General features: G+C 36.7%; 10 protein-coding genes. 7 read left to right on the plus strand and 3 right to left on the minus strand.

All coding sequences use genetic code 11. The features are described 5' to 3' along the window. Positions 1-2 precede the first annotated feature (2 nt). On the minus strand, positions 3-1052 hold the full coding sequence (gene rhaT / locus ACNQGJ_RS14940) for an L-rhamnose/proton symporter RhaT (protein WP_417974478.1): 1050 nt from the start codon (positions 1050-1052) through the stop codon (positions 3-5). Positions 1053-1761: 709 nt separating this feature from the next. On the opposite strand from rhaT, the gene ACNQGJ_RS14945 reads away from it, so the two are divergent. Next, positions 1762-2802: a GntR family transcriptional regulator gene (locus ACNQGJ_RS14945; RefSeq protein WP_417974476.1), complete on the plus strand. Its 1041-nt coding sequence runs from the start codon at positions 1762-1764 to the stop codon at positions 2800-2802. A gap of 241 nt (positions 2803-3043) precedes the next feature. Here ACNQGJ_RS14945 and ACNQGJ_RS14950 read toward each other — a convergent pair whose 3' ends face one another. After that, entirely contained in the window at positions 3044-4918 is a 1875-nt protein-coding gene (locus tag ACNQGJ_RS14950) for a rhamnogalacturonan lyase (RefSeq protein WP_417974474.1), read from the minus strand. Between the two features lie 11 nt (positions 4919-4929). After that, positions 4930-6036: a DUF4450 domain-containing protein gene (locus ACNQGJ_RS14955; RefSeq protein ID WP_417974471.1), complete on the minus strand. Its 1107-nt coding sequence runs from the start codon at positions 6034-6036 to the stop codon at positions 4930-4932. A gap of 413 nt (positions 6037-6449) precedes the next feature. Between ACNQGJ_RS14955 and ACNQGJ_RS14960 the strand changes: the two genes are divergently transcribed. The 6 genes from ACNQGJ_RS14960 (at position 6450) to ACNQGJ_RS14985 (ending at position 18487) form a co-directional block, all read left to right on the plus strand. Then, entirely contained in the window at positions 6450-7820 is a 1371-nt protein-coding gene (locus ACNQGJ_RS14960) for a rhamnogalacturonan acetylesterase (RefSeq protein ID WP_417974469.1), read from the plus strand. 22 nt (positions 7821-7842) lie between these two features. Continuing rightward, positions 7843-10710, plus strand: coding sequence for a glycoside hydrolase family 2 protein (locus ACNQGJ_RS14965; RefSeq protein WP_417974467.1), 2868 nt, complete (start codon positions 7843-7845; stop codon positions 10708-10710). Between the two features lie 19 nt (positions 10711-10729). Continuing rightward, on the plus strand, positions 10730-12238 hold the full coding sequence (locus ACNQGJ_RS14970) for a rhamnogalacturonan acetylesterase (RefSeq protein ID WP_417974465.1): 1509 nt from the start codon (positions 10730-10732) through the stop codon (positions 12236-12238). Between the two features lie 287 nt (positions 12239-12525). Next, the gene (locus ACNQGJ_RS14975; protein WP_417974463.1) at positions 12526-13851 is read left to right on the plus strand and encodes a right-handed parallel beta-helix repeat-containing protein; all 1326 of its coding nucleotides are present in this window, start codon (positions 12526-12528) and stop codon (positions 13849-13851) included. Between the two features lie 64 nt (positions 13852-13915). Then, the gene (locus tag ACNQGJ_RS14980; RefSeq protein WP_417974461.1) at positions 13916-16801 is read left to right on the plus strand and encodes a glycosyl hydrolase 115 family protein; all 2886 of its coding nucleotides are present in this window, start codon (positions 13916-13918) and stop codon (positions 16799-16801) included. 42 nt (positions 16802-16843) lie between these two features. After that, positions 16844-18487: a family 43 glycosylhydrolase gene (locus ACNQGJ_RS14985; protein ID WP_417974459.1), complete on the plus strand. Its 1644-nt coding sequence runs from the start codon at positions 16844-16846 to the stop codon at positions 18485-18487. Positions 18488-18500: the final 13 nt, after the last annotated feature.

The raw sequence follows: 18500 nt of genomic DNA on the forward strand, positions 1-18500 counted from the left end.
GTTTAAAGCGAATTTCCGATTCCTACTATCACAATCGACGCTAGGATAAGACCAATACCCCAAAGAAATGTATTGAAAGTTTTTTTAGAAACACCGGACCATTCTTTGAGATAAAATCCCCAAAAATTAGCCGTTAAAATAATGGTTGCCATGTGTAAAATCCAAGAACTGGCTCCGTTGCCTAATTTACTTTCGCCCATTCCGTAGAAGAAAAATTGCAAAAACCACAATGTACCTGCTATTCCAGAAAACAGCGTGTTTTTAGCAATTGGTGTTTTTGTATTGGTATAATCTCCGAAAGTTTTGTTTTTGAAATTAAGGTACATACACCAAATAAAATTAGTAGTTAATCCACCCCAAAGCAATACTACATAAGTTACATTATTTTGAAACAATGGATTAAAACCCTGTCTAACGGCTTCTTCAGCCATTGGTTTTCCAGCTTCGATTCCGTAATTGAAAAATGCACTAAGAATTCCAGAAACGACAGCGATTATCAGGCCTTTGACTAAGCTAAATTCTTTATCCGTCTTTTCTTTGTCTTTGGACAAATCAACTTCTTTACGCATTCCTGCTTTTCCAGAAATAGCAATACCTATAAGACAAACTAAAACACCTAATAAAACGAGACGTCCTCCGGTATTGGAAAGCATATCAGTAAAAGAAATTTTACCGACGACGGGATAAAAATTATAATAAATTGAAGGCACTAAAGCTCCAAAAGCAGATGAAAAGCCCAAGGTGATCGAATTTCCTAATGACATTCCCAAATAGCGAACGCCAAGGCCGTAAGTAAGTCCACCAATTCCCCATATTAATCCCATTGAAAAAGTAACCGCTTTTACGGTTGGTACTGCACCACTAATAATTTCTGCAAAATTTGGAATAGTTAAATAAGCAGCTATAGGGGGAACAATGAGCCAGGAGAAAAACCCACCCACAATCCAGTAACTTTCCCATGCCCATCCTTTAACTTTTTTGAAAGGCATATAAAAACTGCCTGAAGAAAATCCTCCAATGGAGTGAAATAGTATACCGAGTAATGCTTGCATTTAATTCTAGTAATTTATGGTTAATGATTCTAGTGTGGTAAAATAAGAGAAAGTAAAAAACAAAACTATCCTGTACTATCCTTTAACAAAAATCACATTTACTTCAAAAATTGAATTTCAGGAACTAGCCGACACTAACTCTTCCTTTCATTTTCGATTGTAGAGAAAATAAAATTAGATACATCAACCTTAATAGGACATCTATCGTTTGCTTTTTATCTTAGATTTTAAACCGCCAAATTTTTACGAAAGAATAGTATTGGGAATATTTTTTTTAATTTATTTAAAAATAATAGTACTGTCTGGGCAATTTACTTTTTGTCCAGCCCACTTTTTTATCATTTCATAATTATGTGAATATTTTATCGATTTAGTAATTTATTTGTTCTTTATTTATACAATCTGTTTTTATACATTTTAATTAAAATATATAACCCAAGTATCATATAAATTTGGTTTTTAAATTTATATTTTAGCAATCGATTGCGCTGTGCAGCAGTCTGTTTTTTGTTATGAAAATTATTTACTGTCAAAATAGATGTTGGATTTAGTCCTCAATTCTAAAAATAGACTAAAAAACATTCATAACTTAAATCGAAATCACATTATTGACAATTTTTCAGTTGCTGCGCAAGAGTATTAATAAACCTAAAAATAATTTAAAAATTAAACAGCTCCTATTATGGGCATAATTTATTAAAGTATGAATATGATTAAACTTATTAAGATTGATGAAGATTCTCGGGTGCCCAAATACAAACAAATTGTAGACTCTATAATCTTTAACGTGTCTAATGGTACGCTGAAAATAAATCAGAAAATTCCATCAATAAATATGTTTAGCGAGGAATTTTATATGTCAAGAGATACCGTGGAAAAGGCATACAATATTTTGAAAAAACGAAAAGTAATTTCATCTATTAGAGGCAAAGGATATTATATTTCCAGAACAAAACTTATATCTAAGTTAAATATTATATTTTTTATAAATAAACTGAGTTCTTATAAAATGAGAACTTACAACTCTTTTGTAAATAGTATTGGAGTAAATTCACATGTAGATTTACACATTTATCATTGTGACGAGACCTTGTTTTTGAATTTGTTAGAGAAATATAAAGGCGCCTATGATTACTATATCATCATGCCACATTTTAAAACGGAAAATTTAAGACATGTCAGTTATACAGATGAAGTCACTGAAGCTATTAAAAAATTGCCAAAAGAAAAGCTGATTATCATGGACAATATTAAGCTTGGAATGGAAGGAGAAATTATTGAGATCTATCAGGATTTTGAAAATGATATTTATAATGCGTTAAAGGAGGGTCTTGCAAAAATAGCCACCTATAAAAAATTAATTTTAGTCTATCCAGAAAAAGCTGTCTATCCCTATCCCAGAAGAATTTTACTTGGATTTAGAAAATTTTGTACAGAGTATTCTATTAATTTTGAAATTCTAAATGAGGTATATGATGATATGATCCTTAAAAAGGGAGACTTATTTATTACTATTGAAGAATCCGACTTAGTTAATTTAGTAAAGCAAATTAGAGACGAAGAATTTATTTTGGGAAAAGATATTGGCATAATTTCATATAATGATACTCCTTTAAAAGAACTGCTCGGAATAACTGTAATTTCAACAGATTTTAAAGTAATGGGAGAAACTGCTGCCAAAATGATTATTGACAGTAAAAAAGGGAAGGTAAAAGTACCTTTCAATTTCATCGACAGGAATTCAATTTAAGCTGTTTTATCATTAGATATAATTGCTTAAATAAATGTTAGAGAATAATTAAAAACACCAATTTTTCAAGTAAGCTTGTATTAGGGACGATTTACTTATATAAATTATGACTAAATAGAAATCAATTGAAGTTTACCTCTTTTTTTTTATAAATAAATTACCTCGGGGCAGAACCCACGAGGTATCAGTTATAAATTATCTCTTCATTTGAAGCAGCGCTTTTGAGAATTAAACCTAGAGATTAAAAGGAAGTTTTAGGAAAGGGAACCAGCTCTATGTTTGGTTTTGGAGCAGGCTTCATTCCCTTACCCATATAAAAACTAGTATGTGGCGGTTGATTATAACCTACATTTTGCCAAATAATACTCATTCGATATTGGGGATTATGCATTAGTGTATATTGTCTTATCGTAGTCGGAATAGTAGTAGTATAAATGCGTAATTCAGTATTATCGACACTTCTCAGAATAAGTTCTTCTCTCCAGTCTCCAAAAATATCTGCCGAAAGCGCAGGCGTAGATTTAGACCCATTATTAGATAGCGCTCCATCGGCGACAAATAATCTTCCTGCGCCATATTTATCAATATAATTAGAATTGAGTAACTCTCTAGAAGTATCTGCATCCCAATAAATTAAGAAATTGGTTGACCTAGGTGCTTGTCCAATTTTATTTCCTTTAATGTCATATAGAGAAGAAGCGCCCGACCACCACATTTGGGCTCCGACTCTTGTTGAATCAATATTATCTGCAACTCCTCTACCAACATCTTCATTTAGAGCTGCGGTGAACAATACTTTTCCTGTGGCTGCTGAAAATAAGGCAACTCCCGGTCCTTTAGTTCCTTCCTCAATTTCGTGTACTCCAAAAACTTCCAAACCGGCTATATCAGGATCCAAATCGCTTACATGCAACGCATCACCATGTCTTAAACCAGTCGTGTATATTCCTTTTCCATTATCATCAATAACCATTGAACCAAAAACAATTTCATCTTTCCCGTCATTATCTACGTCAGCCACAGAAAGCCCGTGATTTCCCATTCCAGAGTACGGATTATCCCCGTTTTTACTGTCAAATACCCATCGGGAAGTTAATTTATTATCCTTAAAATCCCAAGCCGACAAAACGGTTCTACCATAGTATCCACGACCCATTATAACACTTGGATGCACGCCGTCTAAAAAGGCCACACAGGCTGTAAACCGGTCTACCCTATTTCCTGTTGCATCATTTTTACCATTTCCGCCTTTTCCTCCCCATGTACCAATATTGCCTCTTTCAGGAATATATTTAGTTGTGGTTATTAGTTCACCGTTTCTTCCATTAAAAACAGAAAGGTATTCTGGACCTTCTAAAATTTTTCCAAATGTAGCAGAATCAGGATTTGTATCTCTCCAATCTTTAGAAGCATCTCCAATTATTTTACCCACACCATCTACAGCGCCATCCGCTGTTTTGCATACCAATTCCGAAATCCCATCTCCGTCCAAATCATAGACCATAAATTGTGTGTAATGCGCTCCCTCACGAATGTTAATTCCTAGATTTATTTCCCATAAAAATTTCCCTTCCAATGAATAGGCTTGAAATATTGGAGGATCTGTAATACCTTTAGAAGCGTTATCGCGACCTCGCCCTGTTAAATGAACTATTAATTCATACTGACCGTCACCATTGAGATCACCAACAGAAACATCATTAGGAATATAGCCTTTTTTTTCTTTTATAGGAATCGATAAATACTGTTTATCGGGACTATTTGAGGCAATAGTAAAACTTCCAAATGTTTCTTTTTCTACACCATTTAGCACCGTTTTTACATACCAAGTATTTTCCTCTTGTGAATTCGCAACTTTATCCACAAAATTAGTGGCGCCAGTAATAAGGCTAGTGTTGAGAAGCACTGCATTTTTAGTGCCGCTTTTTCTATAGAGATTAAAAGCGAGATTATCCGGATCCGTGCCTAAAACCCGCCAACCAATATAAAAACTGCCTTTTTCTTTTACAGCAATGATTCCTCGATCCAAGTTTTCCATTTGCCGTTGGCTAAACACTACAGAATCGGATAAATTGTATAATAATAGTAGGATAAAAATTTTCTTTGATAGATTCATAGTTGTTTTTGTTATCTAATATGTGTAGCACTCATAAGTCCTATCAGCACATCATTAGCAATGGTTTTTAAAGTGATGTTTTTTAATGTTTTTTTTTGTTCAAGGGCAAATCCAAGATTGTTGCTGCAACACAGTCGACACCATAATTGCTGAATCCTTTTATGGGTTTGAAATCTTCGAAAGTTCTGGAAATGATTCCTGATTTCAAGTACACTCTTGGTGGTTTTGTGGCATCGGTCGTAAAAGCCAAACCATCCGTGAAATAATCTTGTTCTGTCGGCCACCAGTTTCAGGATTTTGGTGTTGGTTTCTATCATCCAAAATAAACCAGATTTTGGAATGCTATTTATTTTTCCATTAGTTACAGTCAAGGAATCTGGAGTCGAACGATATAATTCTAATGGCAAATTCTGTTTGTTGGCATTTGACAAATGTGTTTCGGATTTGGGATAAAAACCAGTTAAATTTCGGTTGTTTCCCGTTTTTTGCTTGTTGGTTTCGGAACCATATTCTAATAGAAAAGAGTTCTTTTGCAACGCATATTTATTATTTATGCAATAATTGGGTTGCAAATAAAACACCGATTCTGGGTCTGCACCAATATCGCCATCTCTGCTGAATTTTTTGCCGCTTGCTCCGCCAAAAACCCAAATCAGAGAAACGTCTTTCAGAATGTTGTTGCCAGTAACTTTTAATGCAAAACCTTCCTTGTCTTTTAGGGCGGTTACTTCAAGAAGAAGTTCATTCCTTAAAATTGGATCTTGGATTTTGTAGTACATAATTCCCAATGAATATTGGGTATCGATTGCGTTGGCTTCGGTAATCCATTTGCTGTTTTTTTCTTTTTGGATTCCTAGTTTGAAGTTCCCTCCCATTGCGAGCATATATAGTGCAAATTCCGGTAAATCACCTATCTCCACCCTAAAACCAGTATTGGTTCCATAAAGTGTTCGATTGAATTTTCGAGTGCCGTTTTTTAGTACAAAACTATTTCCTTCGGGTGCATAATGAATTTTGCGTACCTGATCCACCCTGTTTTTTTCTTGCCCGAATGTTGCCACTGCGCATAAAAAAAATACACAAATTAAAATTTGAACAGGAAGTTTTTCAATTTTCATAAAATGCATTATCTAATAAATTCAGATTTATTATTTAGGATGGCTAATATTAGTATTTTATGTGGCAATAGCATCCTGTACCTACCTGATTGTTTTAAAACCGGAAATTACTATTTTTATTTGCTATATAAATGTTAGGTTCGATTATTGCTGCGCGTGAGTGATGGTAGTGGAGCTCTTTTTTCTTTATCAATAGCCAAAAGTTTAAACCCTTGGCTATTGATAAAGAAAAAAAGCGGGAATGTACAGCACGACCCAAAGTTTTTACGTAGAGGCACGCCCAAATCAAAATAATTTCAATTCATTGAGACTAAGCCGTTTTTTTAAAATTATTTGCAACCATATAGTACAGGACAGTATATCAAAAAGAAACGGTTAGTTTTGAAAATCTAATAAATTAAAACTTCCTAAAATTGTCAAAAATTAAACTATTATTATTGGTCGCTTTCTGTTTTTGTTTGCCTACTACTTTTTTTGCCATGCATTCTAAAGTTTTTATAAAAAAAACGCTGCTTGTAGTAAATAATCAGGATACTGCTAAAAAAACAACCAAGTCTCAACTTTTTTATTTTGGCACCGCCGTAAAACCTGCTAAAGGAACCCTAATCAAAACCGTTTTACTTTATACTCCAAGTACGGGATATGGTTTTGATTTTGGCTCTTCTTCGAATGTAAAAATTGCTCCTAAAGGCTTTTGCACTGAAAAACCAACCTACTTTTCAGTAGCCGTTCCCGAAGGAAATTACAGCATTGAAGTAACCATGGGAAGCAATGAAAAATCCTCAAATATTACCATAAAAGCGGAATCCAGAAGGCTGATGCTAGACCAATTTTCCGTAAAAAAAGGAGGCCAAGTAACCCAGACTTTCAATGTCAATATTAGAAATCCAAAAATTGATGCTACCACCAATATAAGTCTCAAAGACAGGGAAAAAGATACATTCAATTGGGATAATAAGCTAACTCTTGAATTTTTGGGCGTTGCCAATATTCAAAGCATTAAAATAACGCCAGTAACGACCATTCCCGTGATTTATTTAGCCGGAGATTCTACCGTTACAGACCAAGATGTGGAACCTTGGGCGTCTTGGGGTCAATTTATAACCAACTATTTTAATAATAAAGTTGTGGTTGGCAATTATGCTGTTTCAGGTTCGGCTTTGAGCTCTTTTAAAGGAAGCAATCGTTTGAAAAAAATAAATTCGTTGCTAAAACCGGGTGATTATTTGTTCATTGAATTTGCACATAATGACGAAAAATTAAAAGGCCCTGAAAATACGGCTTGGGAATCCTACTCCAAATATTTATCGGAATACGTTGAAACGGCACGAGGCAAAGGAGCCATTCCAGTTTTGGTTACGCCAACACAACGCCGAGCTTTTAATTCCGACGGAACGTTGAAAGCTACCCACGGCGATTTCCCTGATGCGATGCGAGCGGTAGCCAAAAAAATGAATGTTCCCCTTATCGACATTACCGAAATGACTACCGTATTATACGAGAAATGGGGCGATGAAATGTCCAGAAAAGCCTTTGTTCAATATCCCGCCAATACTTTCCCGGGACAGGAAAAAGCATTGGAAGACAACACCCATTTCAATAGTTTTGGAGCCAACGAAATTGCCCTTTGCGTGATAAAAGGAATTCGAGAATTGGAACTTCCTTTAAAAAAGAACATTACTAAGGAAACTCTAGCTTACGATCCAAAAAAACCGAATTACATTTCAGCTTGGACTCTTCCGATGAGTGCCCGCTTTGAAATTGCAAAACCAGACGGTAATTAAATATCTCTTGAAAACACTAATTATGTTACATAAAAACACATTTCACTCTTTTGTTATTGCTGCGTTGACTATTTTTTCTGTGCTAAACGGTTTTGCACAACAAACCGATAAAGTATATCTTTCCGGAAAAGACTTTGAACATCCCGTGCAATGGGATTTTTATTGTACCGGTGGCAATAACAGTAAAACTTGGTCTAAAATAAATGTTCCTTCTCAATGGGAATTGGAAGGTTTTGGCGAATATACTTATGGCCGATGGTACAAAGAATTGAACCAAAAAGAACCAAGTAAGGAAGAAGGTTTGTACAAATATGAATTCGAAATTCCTGCCAATTATAAAGGCAAAGATATCCTAATTGCTTTTGGAGGTGCGATGACCGATATCGAAGTAAAAATAAACGGAAAGTTGGCCGGAGAAATTCATCAAGGAGGTTTTTATGAATTTAAGTATGATATTACGTCACTTTTAAACTTTGGCTCCAAAAATATTCTGGAAGTTCACGTTTGGAAACATTCGAGCAACAACACTGTAAATGCTGCCGAACGCAAAACCGATTGGTGGTTGTTTGGCGGAATTTACCGTCCGGTTTGGTTGGAGGTTTCTCCTAAAACCCAGATTCAGCACATTGCAGTAAACCCCAAAATGGACGGTTCTATCACTATTGACATGAACCTTAAAAACATCCCTAAAAACACCATTGTAGAAGCTACATTAAAAGGTTTGGATGGAGAAAATTTTCCTTCTTTTACTTTTCCAATTAAAGCCAAAAGTACCAAAGAAACTATTGCTGCCCAATGGGAAAAAGTAAAACCCTGGAATACGGAAACCCCAAATTTGTATGATTTGGAATTGGTTTTGAAACAAAACGGAACCGCCATACATAAAGTGGAAAAAAGAATTGGTTTCCGAACATTGGAGTTCAAAAAGAAAGACGGAATTTACGTAAACGGCACCAAAATCATAATGAAGGGAATCAACCGTCACTCCTTTTGGCCGGAAGGCGGACGAAGCACCAGCAAGAGAATCAGTGAATTAGACGGTAAATTAATCAAAGACATGAACATGAATGCAGTACGTGGTCACTATCCGCCAGACGAACATTTCTTGGAAGTTTGCGATTCCTTGGGAATTTTTGTTTTGAATGAATTAGCCGGTTGGCAAAATTCATACGACACCAAATTAGGCACAAAATTAGTTACCGAAATGGTGACTCGCGACGTAAATCACTCTTCCGTAATTATTTGGGACAATGGTAACGAAGGCGGTTGGAATTACAATGTGGACAAAGTTTTTGAAGACAACGATCCTCAAAAAAGAATTGTTATTCATCCTTGGGCTGATTTTAATGGCTGGGATACGCATCACTACCCTACTTATTTGACGGGGATGCACCGTTTTAATAATGGCGAAAATGTATTTTTTCCAACCGAATTTATGCACGGAACTTACGACAACGGACACGGAGCAGCCTTGGAAGATTTCTGGACGCGCTACAAACAAAGCCCTTTGTTTGCAGGAGGATTTATGTGGGCAATGCTGGACGAAGCCGTATTCCGTTCGGATTGGAAAGGAGACACAAAATTTGATTCCAAAGGTTCGCTCGCAGCCGACGGAATTTTGGGACCACACCGCGAAAAAGAAGGCAGTTATTATACGGTGAAAGAAGTTTGGGCACCCATTCAATTTGCGCCAAAACAAATTGCTGAAAGTTTTGACGGTTCTTTTTTGGTTACCAATGACTATCTTTTCAGTAATCTGACTTCCTGCAAAATGGAATATAAAGTACTGAAATCGGATGCCAATATTCTTTATACCGATGGGGTTCCAACAACAATAAGCTCCGGGCAACTGGAGATTCCAAGCATCGAACCCGGAGAAACTCGCAAAATTAAATTTGCCGTTCCTGCCAACTTTTTCGAAGGAGATGTTTTGTCCATAACGGCGAATGACATCCACGGAAAAGAAATTTATACTTGGACTTGGCCTATTCACAAAGCCAAATTTTATGCCAACAAGTTTTTAGTTGCCAAAAAGACCAAGACAAAAGCCGCTGCTGTTCAAAATGGCAATGAGATTACTTTAAAAGGAAGCGATATCAGCGTAACTTTGGATAAAACAACTGGCGAAATTCTTTCTGTCCAAAACGCCACTTCAGTAATTCCGTTGACAAATGGTCCGCGACCTATTGGAATGAAAGCCAAAGTAAAAGACGTACAAGTTTCGCAAGAAGGCGACAAAGCCATTTGTAAAGTATCCTATGATGGTGGTTTGTCTTCCATAAAATGGATAATGGAAGCCGACGGCAGATTTAAAATGGAATTGATTGCCCTAAAAAACACCACTGGTGGAGATGGTTTTGACGGAGCTTTTTTTGAAGATAAAATTAGTGCGTTCGGAATAACCTTCAGCTTCCCTGAAAAAGGAGTTACGGGAATGAAATGGTTTGGAAGAGGCCCTTATCATGTTTGGAAAAACAGAATCAAGGGAACAACTTATGGCGTTTGGGAAAAAGACTATAACACTACCATAACGGGAGAAAGTTTTGAAAATTTGGTTTATCCAGAATTTAAAGGCTATCACGCCAATGTTATAGGTGCCAATCTAAAAGCTGGAGCGTCATCATTTAAAGTGTTTAGCGAATCCGAAAATTTGTTTTTACGAGTATTCACCCCTGATTTACCTAAAAATGGTTTCCCGGGAAGTAACCCTCAGCCCGCATTTCCAGAGGGTGACATCTCCTTTATGTATGAAATTCCAGCGATGCGTGATTTCAAACCTTTGGAACACCAAGGACCAGAAAGTCAGCCAACCAATATCCGTATCAAAAGCGGTGATGATGGAATTTCAATGAATTTGTGGTTCGATTTTAGAGTTTCAACAGATAAATAAATTTAGATTTTAATAAATTATGAAGTCAATTAAAATACTTTCAATTCTTTGTTTAGCATTCTTGTTTTTTAATTTTACGCCCAAAAAACAAGACAAACCCACTATTTATACCGTAGGCGATTCAACCGTAAAAAATGGCAGAGGCGATGGCTCTAGCGGACTTTGGGGCTGGGGAGATTACATAGGCCAGTTTCTAGATACGACTAAGGTTAGGCTCGAAAACCACGCTTTGGGCGGAACCAGTAGCCGAACTTTTCAAGACAGAGGCTTGTGGGAAGCCGTGTATAAAAAACTCAAAAAAGGCGATTATGTGATGATCCAATTTGGTCATAATGACAATGGCCCCCTGAATGACAGTCTTCGAGCAAGAGGTACCATCAAAGGGATTGGAAAGGAAACACAGGAAATAGACAATATGCTGACCAAGAAACACGAAGTGGTACACAGCTATGGTTGGTATATCCAGAAAATGGTGCGTGAAGCCAAATCAAAAGGAGCCATTCCTATTGTGTGTTCTTCGATTCCGAGAAACGATTGGAAGGAAGGCAAAGTGCCTCGAAATGATAAATCCTATGGATTATGGGCGAGACAAATTGCCGAAAAAGAAAAAGTGACTTTTATCGAATTGAACGATAATTTGGCCATCGAAATGGAAAAATTGGGCGAAGCAAAAGTAACCGGAACGTATTTCTACAAAAAAGACCACACGCATACATCGGCAAAAGGAGCGGTACTTTCGGCTTCGGTAATTATCAATGAATTGAAAAAAAGTGACAATTCCTTGAAAAATTATATTTTGGCAAATCCGAAAATCGTACTTCCAGCCAAGAAAAAAGTCTATTTGATTGGCGATTCGACAATGGCGAATAATGGTAACAATCCTAATGCCGTGGGCTGGGGTGTTGCCTTCCCTGCCTATTGCGATACCACAAGAATCGAAGTAATCAATAAAGCCCGTGGAGGAAGAAGCACTCGCACATTTACCAAAGAAGGATTGTGGGATGTGGTAAAAAATCAATTGAAACCGGGAGATTTTATAATGATTCAATTTGGTCATAACGATGCCGGAGCGGTTGACAAAGAAAAATTCAGGGGTTCACTCAAAGGAAACGGCAATGAAACCCAAGAAGTGGTTCGGGACAGTTTAACCGAAAAGGTGCATACTTTTGGCTGGTATATGGAAATGTTTATTAAAGAAGCCAAAGAAAAAGGTGCGATTCCAATTGTTTTGAGCCAAACCCCAAGAAACGAATGGCCAAATGGCAAAGTAGAACGCAGAAGCGATTCTTATGGAAAATGGTCTAAAGAAGCGGCAACAAATGCGGGTGCTTTTTACATCGATTTAAACGAAATTGTAGCACTGAAATACGAAGCCTTAGGCAAAGAAAAAGTAAAACCTTTTTTTCCAAAAGACCATACACACACTGGTTTTGAAGGAGCAAACCTTAATGCCCTTTCTGTAGCGGAAAGTCTAAAAAAAATAAAGGAATGCAAACTCAAAGACCATATCGAGATTCCTGCGAAATAATAGTGTTATTCCTATTTTAAACTCATTTATAATCTATCCATCCAATTTGTTTTTAAAATTTGAATTGTCTCCAGATTTAGCTGGAGGAATAAAATTAAGCCTTTTTACCGTCACTTCGAGTGGTCCCGTTTTTGGGCGGGATTGTATCGAGAAGCGTATAAGAAGTAGTATTCTCGATACATTTTATTAAAAAAGCTATCGCATTTTTAATAAAACACTCGAATTGACAAATGTTTACTTTAATGACATTGAACTTTTGTAGGAGGCAATTCAAAAATTTTTACCTTATGAAGCATACAGTTTTAATCTTTACACTCTTTTTAAGCAGCTTTTTTTCTTTTGCAGCGGAATTTTATGTCGCACCCAATGGAAAAGATTCCAATATTGGAAGTATTGACAAGCCTGTCGAAACTATAAAAAGAGCACAAGAATTAGCCAATTCCGGAGATATCGTTCATATCAGAGGCGGTATTTATGCGATGAGAGAAGAACAAATAGCACAATATTATAGTATTTGGGCTTATGTAACCACACTGGATAAAAGCGGCATTAGCTATTTGGCATTTCCCAACGAAATCCCTGTGTTTGATTACAAAAACATCAAACCTACCAATTATCGCATAATAGCATTTAATGTCAGTGGAAACAATATTCGCATCAAAGGCATTGAAGTAACGGGTGTTCAAGTTACCATAAAAACCCATACCCAATCCGAATGTTTTGAAGTTCAAGGCAACAACAATACGCTGGAACAACTGCAACTGTACGACAATATGGCTATTGGCGTTTACATTTCAAAAGGTTCCAATAACTTGATATTAAATTGTGATTCCTATCGAAATTGGGATTCGGTATCCGAAGGTGGTAAAGGAGGAAATACGGATGGTTTTGGATGTCACGCTGCTATTGGCAATAAATACAACATATTCAGAGGGTGTCGCGCTTGGTTTAATAGTGATGACGGATTCGATTTAATCAATAATGCAGAAGCTGTTTTAATAGACAATTGTTGGGCTTTTTACAATGGCTTTACGTCTGATTTTGTAAGTCGCGGCGACGGCAATGGCTTTAAGGCTGGTGGGTATGGTAAAACTGCGGTTGACAAACTACCCAATCCCATTCCGAGAAATACCATTCAGTTTTGCCTGGCGGTTGGCAACAAGCAAAGCGGCTTTTATTCCAATCATCATTTAAACGGAAGTAATTGGTATAATAATTCGGCCTATCGCAACAAGAGAAACTACAATATGCTGAACAGAAAAGCAGTAAATACAATTGATTATCTTACAGATTCTCCCGGTTGGAATCACGTATTGAGCAACAACTTGGGCTACGAAGCTACAACTAGTGAATTGACGGACATCGACAAGTCCACTTGTACTTGTATCACTAATTATTTCGACCTAAATCTAACGATTAACAAATACGATTTTTTAAGCTTGGATGAAACGCTTTTAACAGCTCCAAGGCAAGCCGATGGAAGCCTTCCTAAAAATAGTTTCTTTAGATTAAATGTATCCAGTGACCTCATCGATGCCGGAACCAATATTGGATTTCCATTTAAGGGGAAAGCTCCTGATTTAGGTTGTTTTGAATTTGATGGTGTGCGTTAAATCAAGGTATAATTATCGAAAATAATTAGTAACAGCATTTTAACTCCGTTTTTTTTAGTCATATATGAAAAATACCATCGTGTCCTTTTTATTTATTTTATTGTTGCTACAAAAAAGTGCGGCTCAAAATAATACGGCATTAAAATTTGAGGTGTTTACCAAAGATCAAAAAGCAACAATTTTATATGATAGTGCTACACCATTAGATTCTATCTTGGCGCATTCTTTATCGGAGGACATTTTAAAAGTTACCGGTTTTAAACCATTGATTACAAAAAATATTGCAACTGCATCGGGTAATGTAATCGTTATTGGACACTGTCAATCGGAATTGCTAAAATCTTTTTTGGGTAAAAATAACGATTTGAAAGGTTTTGAAAAGCAATGGGAAAGTTATCTCTACAAAACGATTCTTAAACCCAATAAAAAGATTGCTAAAGCTTTTGTTATTGCCGGAACTGACCCAAGAGGAACGGCTTTTGGTGTTTTTGATTTAAGCCAAAAAATTGGAGTTTCACCTTGGTATTGGTGGGCAGATGTGCCCGTTGTCCAACAAAAGGAATTGGTGCTTACACAAAATTCATTTCAGTCAAAATCGCCATCCGTTAAATACAGGGGAATATTCCTTAACGATGAAGATTGGGGGTTGCGACCTTGGGCTTCCAAAACTTTTGAACCCGAAGTGGGCAATATCGGTCCCAAAACCTATTCCAAAATATTTGAATTGTTATTGCGCTTGAAAGCCAATACGATTTGGCCAGCGATGCACGAAGGAACTACGGCTTTTTTTAAAATTCCCGGAAATGCCAAAATAGTCGAGGAGTACCAAATTGTTGTTGGGTCTTCGCACGCAGAACCGATGTTGCGCAACAATGTTGACGAATGGAAAGAAAAAGAAATGGGTCATTTTAATTATGTTACCAATCGGGAAAGTGTACATAAATATTGGGAAGATAGAGTCAAAGAAAGCAAGAATGTGGACGCCATTTATTCCTTGGGAATGCGAGGAATACACGATAGCGGAATGGAAGGTGTCAAGAATAACAAAGAAGGAGCCGAACTTTTGACCCAAGTTTTAGACGATCAGAGAAAATTAATTCAAAAACACATCAATCCTGATGCGACTAAAGTCCCGCAAGCCTTCACGGTTTACAAAGAAGTGTTGGAATTATATGATGAAGGTTTGCATGTTCCGGATGACGTAACTTTAGTCTGGACTGACGACAATTATGGATATATCCGCAGATTGAGCAATGCCGAAGAACAAAAACGTTCGGGAGGCGGTGGCGTTTATTATCACGCTTCTTATTGGGGAAGACCTCATGATTATCTTTGGTTGAGTACAACCCACCCAGCATTGATAAGGGAAGAAATGATGAAGGCGTATCGAGCGAACTGTAAAGAAATATGGATTTTGAATGTTGGAGACATCAAACCTTCCGAATACAACATGCAACTTTTTATGGATATGGGCTACGATGCCCCTTCTTTTAAAGATGCAACTAATCTCAAAAAACACATGGCTGATTTTTATTCCTCTATTTTTGGAAAAAAACATGGAAAATCGATTGCTGACATCAAATGGTCTTATTATGATTTGGCTTTTGAAAGGAAACCCGAATTTATGGGTTGGAGCCAAACCGAACCTACCACAAAAGTTTCGCAAATTGCTTATAATCCTTTCTTTTTTGGGGATGAAAATCAAACGCGCATCACCAAATATCAACATTTAGAAAATCAGGTTGCTTCACTCAAAGACAAGTTGCTAAAAGACCTTCAAGATGCTTATTTTCAGTTGGTTTATTATCCTGTGAAAGCTTCTTCGTTAATGAACAAAAAGTTTTTGTATGCCGACAAGGCGAATATTTATGGAAAACAAGGGCGGCTGAATGCAAAGGGATACACCTTAAAATCTGAAAATGCGTATAACGAAATAAAATCAATTACCCAAGAATACAATCAAATTGCAAACCGAAAATGGAACTTCATGATGGACATGAGTCCAAGGAAATTGCCCGTTTTTCAAATGCCGACAATAGAAATTCCTTTGCAAGCAGACGTGGTAGATTCAGTAGGTATTTTGGTGGAAAACGAAACCAATTCAAGTGCCAACGACAGTAAATTGCCAATGTATTCCCAAGACTCGAATACTTCCCATTTTGTGGATGTATTTCTAAAGAAAAAGGCTGTTGTATCGTGGAAATTGCAAAATCTTCCTGATTGGGTTATTGCCAATAAAAAGAATGGTGTTTTGAATGCCAAAGAAAGCAATAATGAGCGAATTCTAATCAGTATTAATTGGAATAAATGGAACAAAGAGAAACCTAAAAAAGCCCAATTTACCATCAATTATGGCGGTAAAACCAAAGTGGCAACCCTTGAAATTGATTCCAATAATGCTACTGTGGCTAAAAAATCCTTTGTGGCAATGGAGGATAAAGTCGTTATTTATGCCCAAAATTATACTTCAATTCAAAACAGAAATCGGTACAAATGGGAGAAAGTTGACGGCTTAGGATATAGCAAAGCTGTGATGCAAACAGAACCATTAAATTCAATGCCTTTAAAAATCAGTAATTTGACTGAAGAAGCACCTTGTTTGGAGTATAAAATTCATATTGCAAATTCCTATCAGGATCCTGAATTAATACTTTATGCACTTCCTACACATCCTGTAACCAATAAGCATAGTGTTTGTGTTGGTGTACAATGGAATCAAGGACCAATTGAAATAATCGAATTTGCAACTATTGGCAGAAGTGAAGAGTGGAAACAAAACGTATTGTCGAATAAAGCATCTAAAACAGTTGCCCTAAAATTAACTAGTAAAGGAATGAACACCTTAAAAATCTACATGATTGATGAGGGAGTTGCATTGGATTATTTTTACATCAATTTGAATAAAAACAATCCTATACCTTATTCTCTTTTACCCGAAACAGTTAGATAAACGATTCACAAATTTATACACCTTATTTTAACTAATTATTTCATGATGGTATTTAAACAAAGAAGCTTAAGAAAGAGATCCAATCATTCCACTATCACTACGCTGCTTTTGCTGGCTTTTACAATAGGAGGAAGTAACTTTTATTCCGCAAAAGCACAAGCACTCAATATCAAAAATGATGTTTTTTGGTATACCAAAAACGGACTTCCAATAAACAGTCAGGGAGGTGGTATATTCAAGTTTGCCGATCCGATTACAGGAGAAAATAAATATTACTGGTATGGTGTTTACTATAAGGAAGCCGACACCTATCGCAACGACCCTTCAGTAACACAGAAAGGGAATACATTTATATCCGTAACCTGTTACAGCTCTACCGATTTAGTAAACTGGACTTTCGAGGCTGATGTACTGACCAAAGAAGAACTTAAGAAGCGGAATGATTACCGTAAAACTTGGGTAGGACGATTAGGAGTAGCCTATATTCCGGAATTAAAAAAATATGCCATGTTTGTTCAGCATGGCAGTGAGGTACTGATTACCACTTCTGACACGCCTACTGGGCAGTTTAGCTGGCATCAGCAAATAAGTATGAAGGAGATGATTGGTACAACCAACACGGGCGACCAAACCGTGTTTACCGATGAAGATACTGGTAAATCCTACCTTATTTATAGTTACGGACAGGGAAGAAACAAAATATATGTTTCGGAAATAGGTATTAAAAATGGTAAAGTAAACCTGTTGGACTGCACGGAGGTTTTTCGGGGCGCAAGTCGTGAAGGCAACTGCATGCTTAAGTATAAAAACAAGTATTATTTGTTTGCCTCAAATATATATGGCTGGGACTCTTCCTTAGCCTATTATCTTGTGGCAGATAATATCAGGGGACCTTATGTGCCCACTAACGACATGTTGGTGATAAATGGATCCTCCGATGACTACGCACATGTAACCCAAACCGGATTTTTCGTTACGGTAAAAGGAAGCAAGCAGGAGACCGTAGTTTACTGTGGTGACCGCTGGGCAAATTTTGCCGGCAATGGATTAGGATATAACCAATGGTTTCCACTTTCATTTGATGGACATACCCCCTATTTTAATTCGCTTGGTTCATGGAATTTGAATGTCAAGACGGGCGAATGGAACGTGGCCACCGACAATAATTATGTAAAGAATGGCAGCTTTGAAGCTGACCGCAGAAACGTCCCTAATCCGGTTAAGCCCGTACAACTAATATTAACGGGTTGGAATACCAAAGTCATTGAAGGAAATGCGATTAGTTTTGACACGATCAGTTCTCCCTATTTAAACCATGAAAATAGTGAAAGCGACAGAAAAGTTGTCATCGGTGAAAAAAGTCTTGCCATAACCGATAAAATAAATTTTAAGCGCGAAGTATCCCAAACAATAGCTTCTTCTCCTTTTGTAAAGCTCGAAAACGGGAATTATACCCTAACAGCTAAGATCAGGAACAGTGGCAAATTTGCCCAACTTGAAATGTATGCGACAAGCAACGGCAAAACACTGAAGTATGCTGTCAACGAAGAAAATGCAATATGGAAAACGATTAAAATTGACAATGTAAAGATTGAAAATAACACTATAGCCATTGGGTTCCTGGCAGATGGATTTGCAAAAGCCTTTTGTTATGCAGATGATATATCACTGTTGAAAAATCCTTAATTTCCGGTTTGCC

The organism is Flavobacterium cryophilum, assembly GCF_048286555.1.
In the GTDB taxonomy this organism is placed as follows: domain Bacteria; phylum Bacteroidota; class Bacteroidia; order Flavobacteriales; family Flavobacteriaceae; genus Flavobacterium.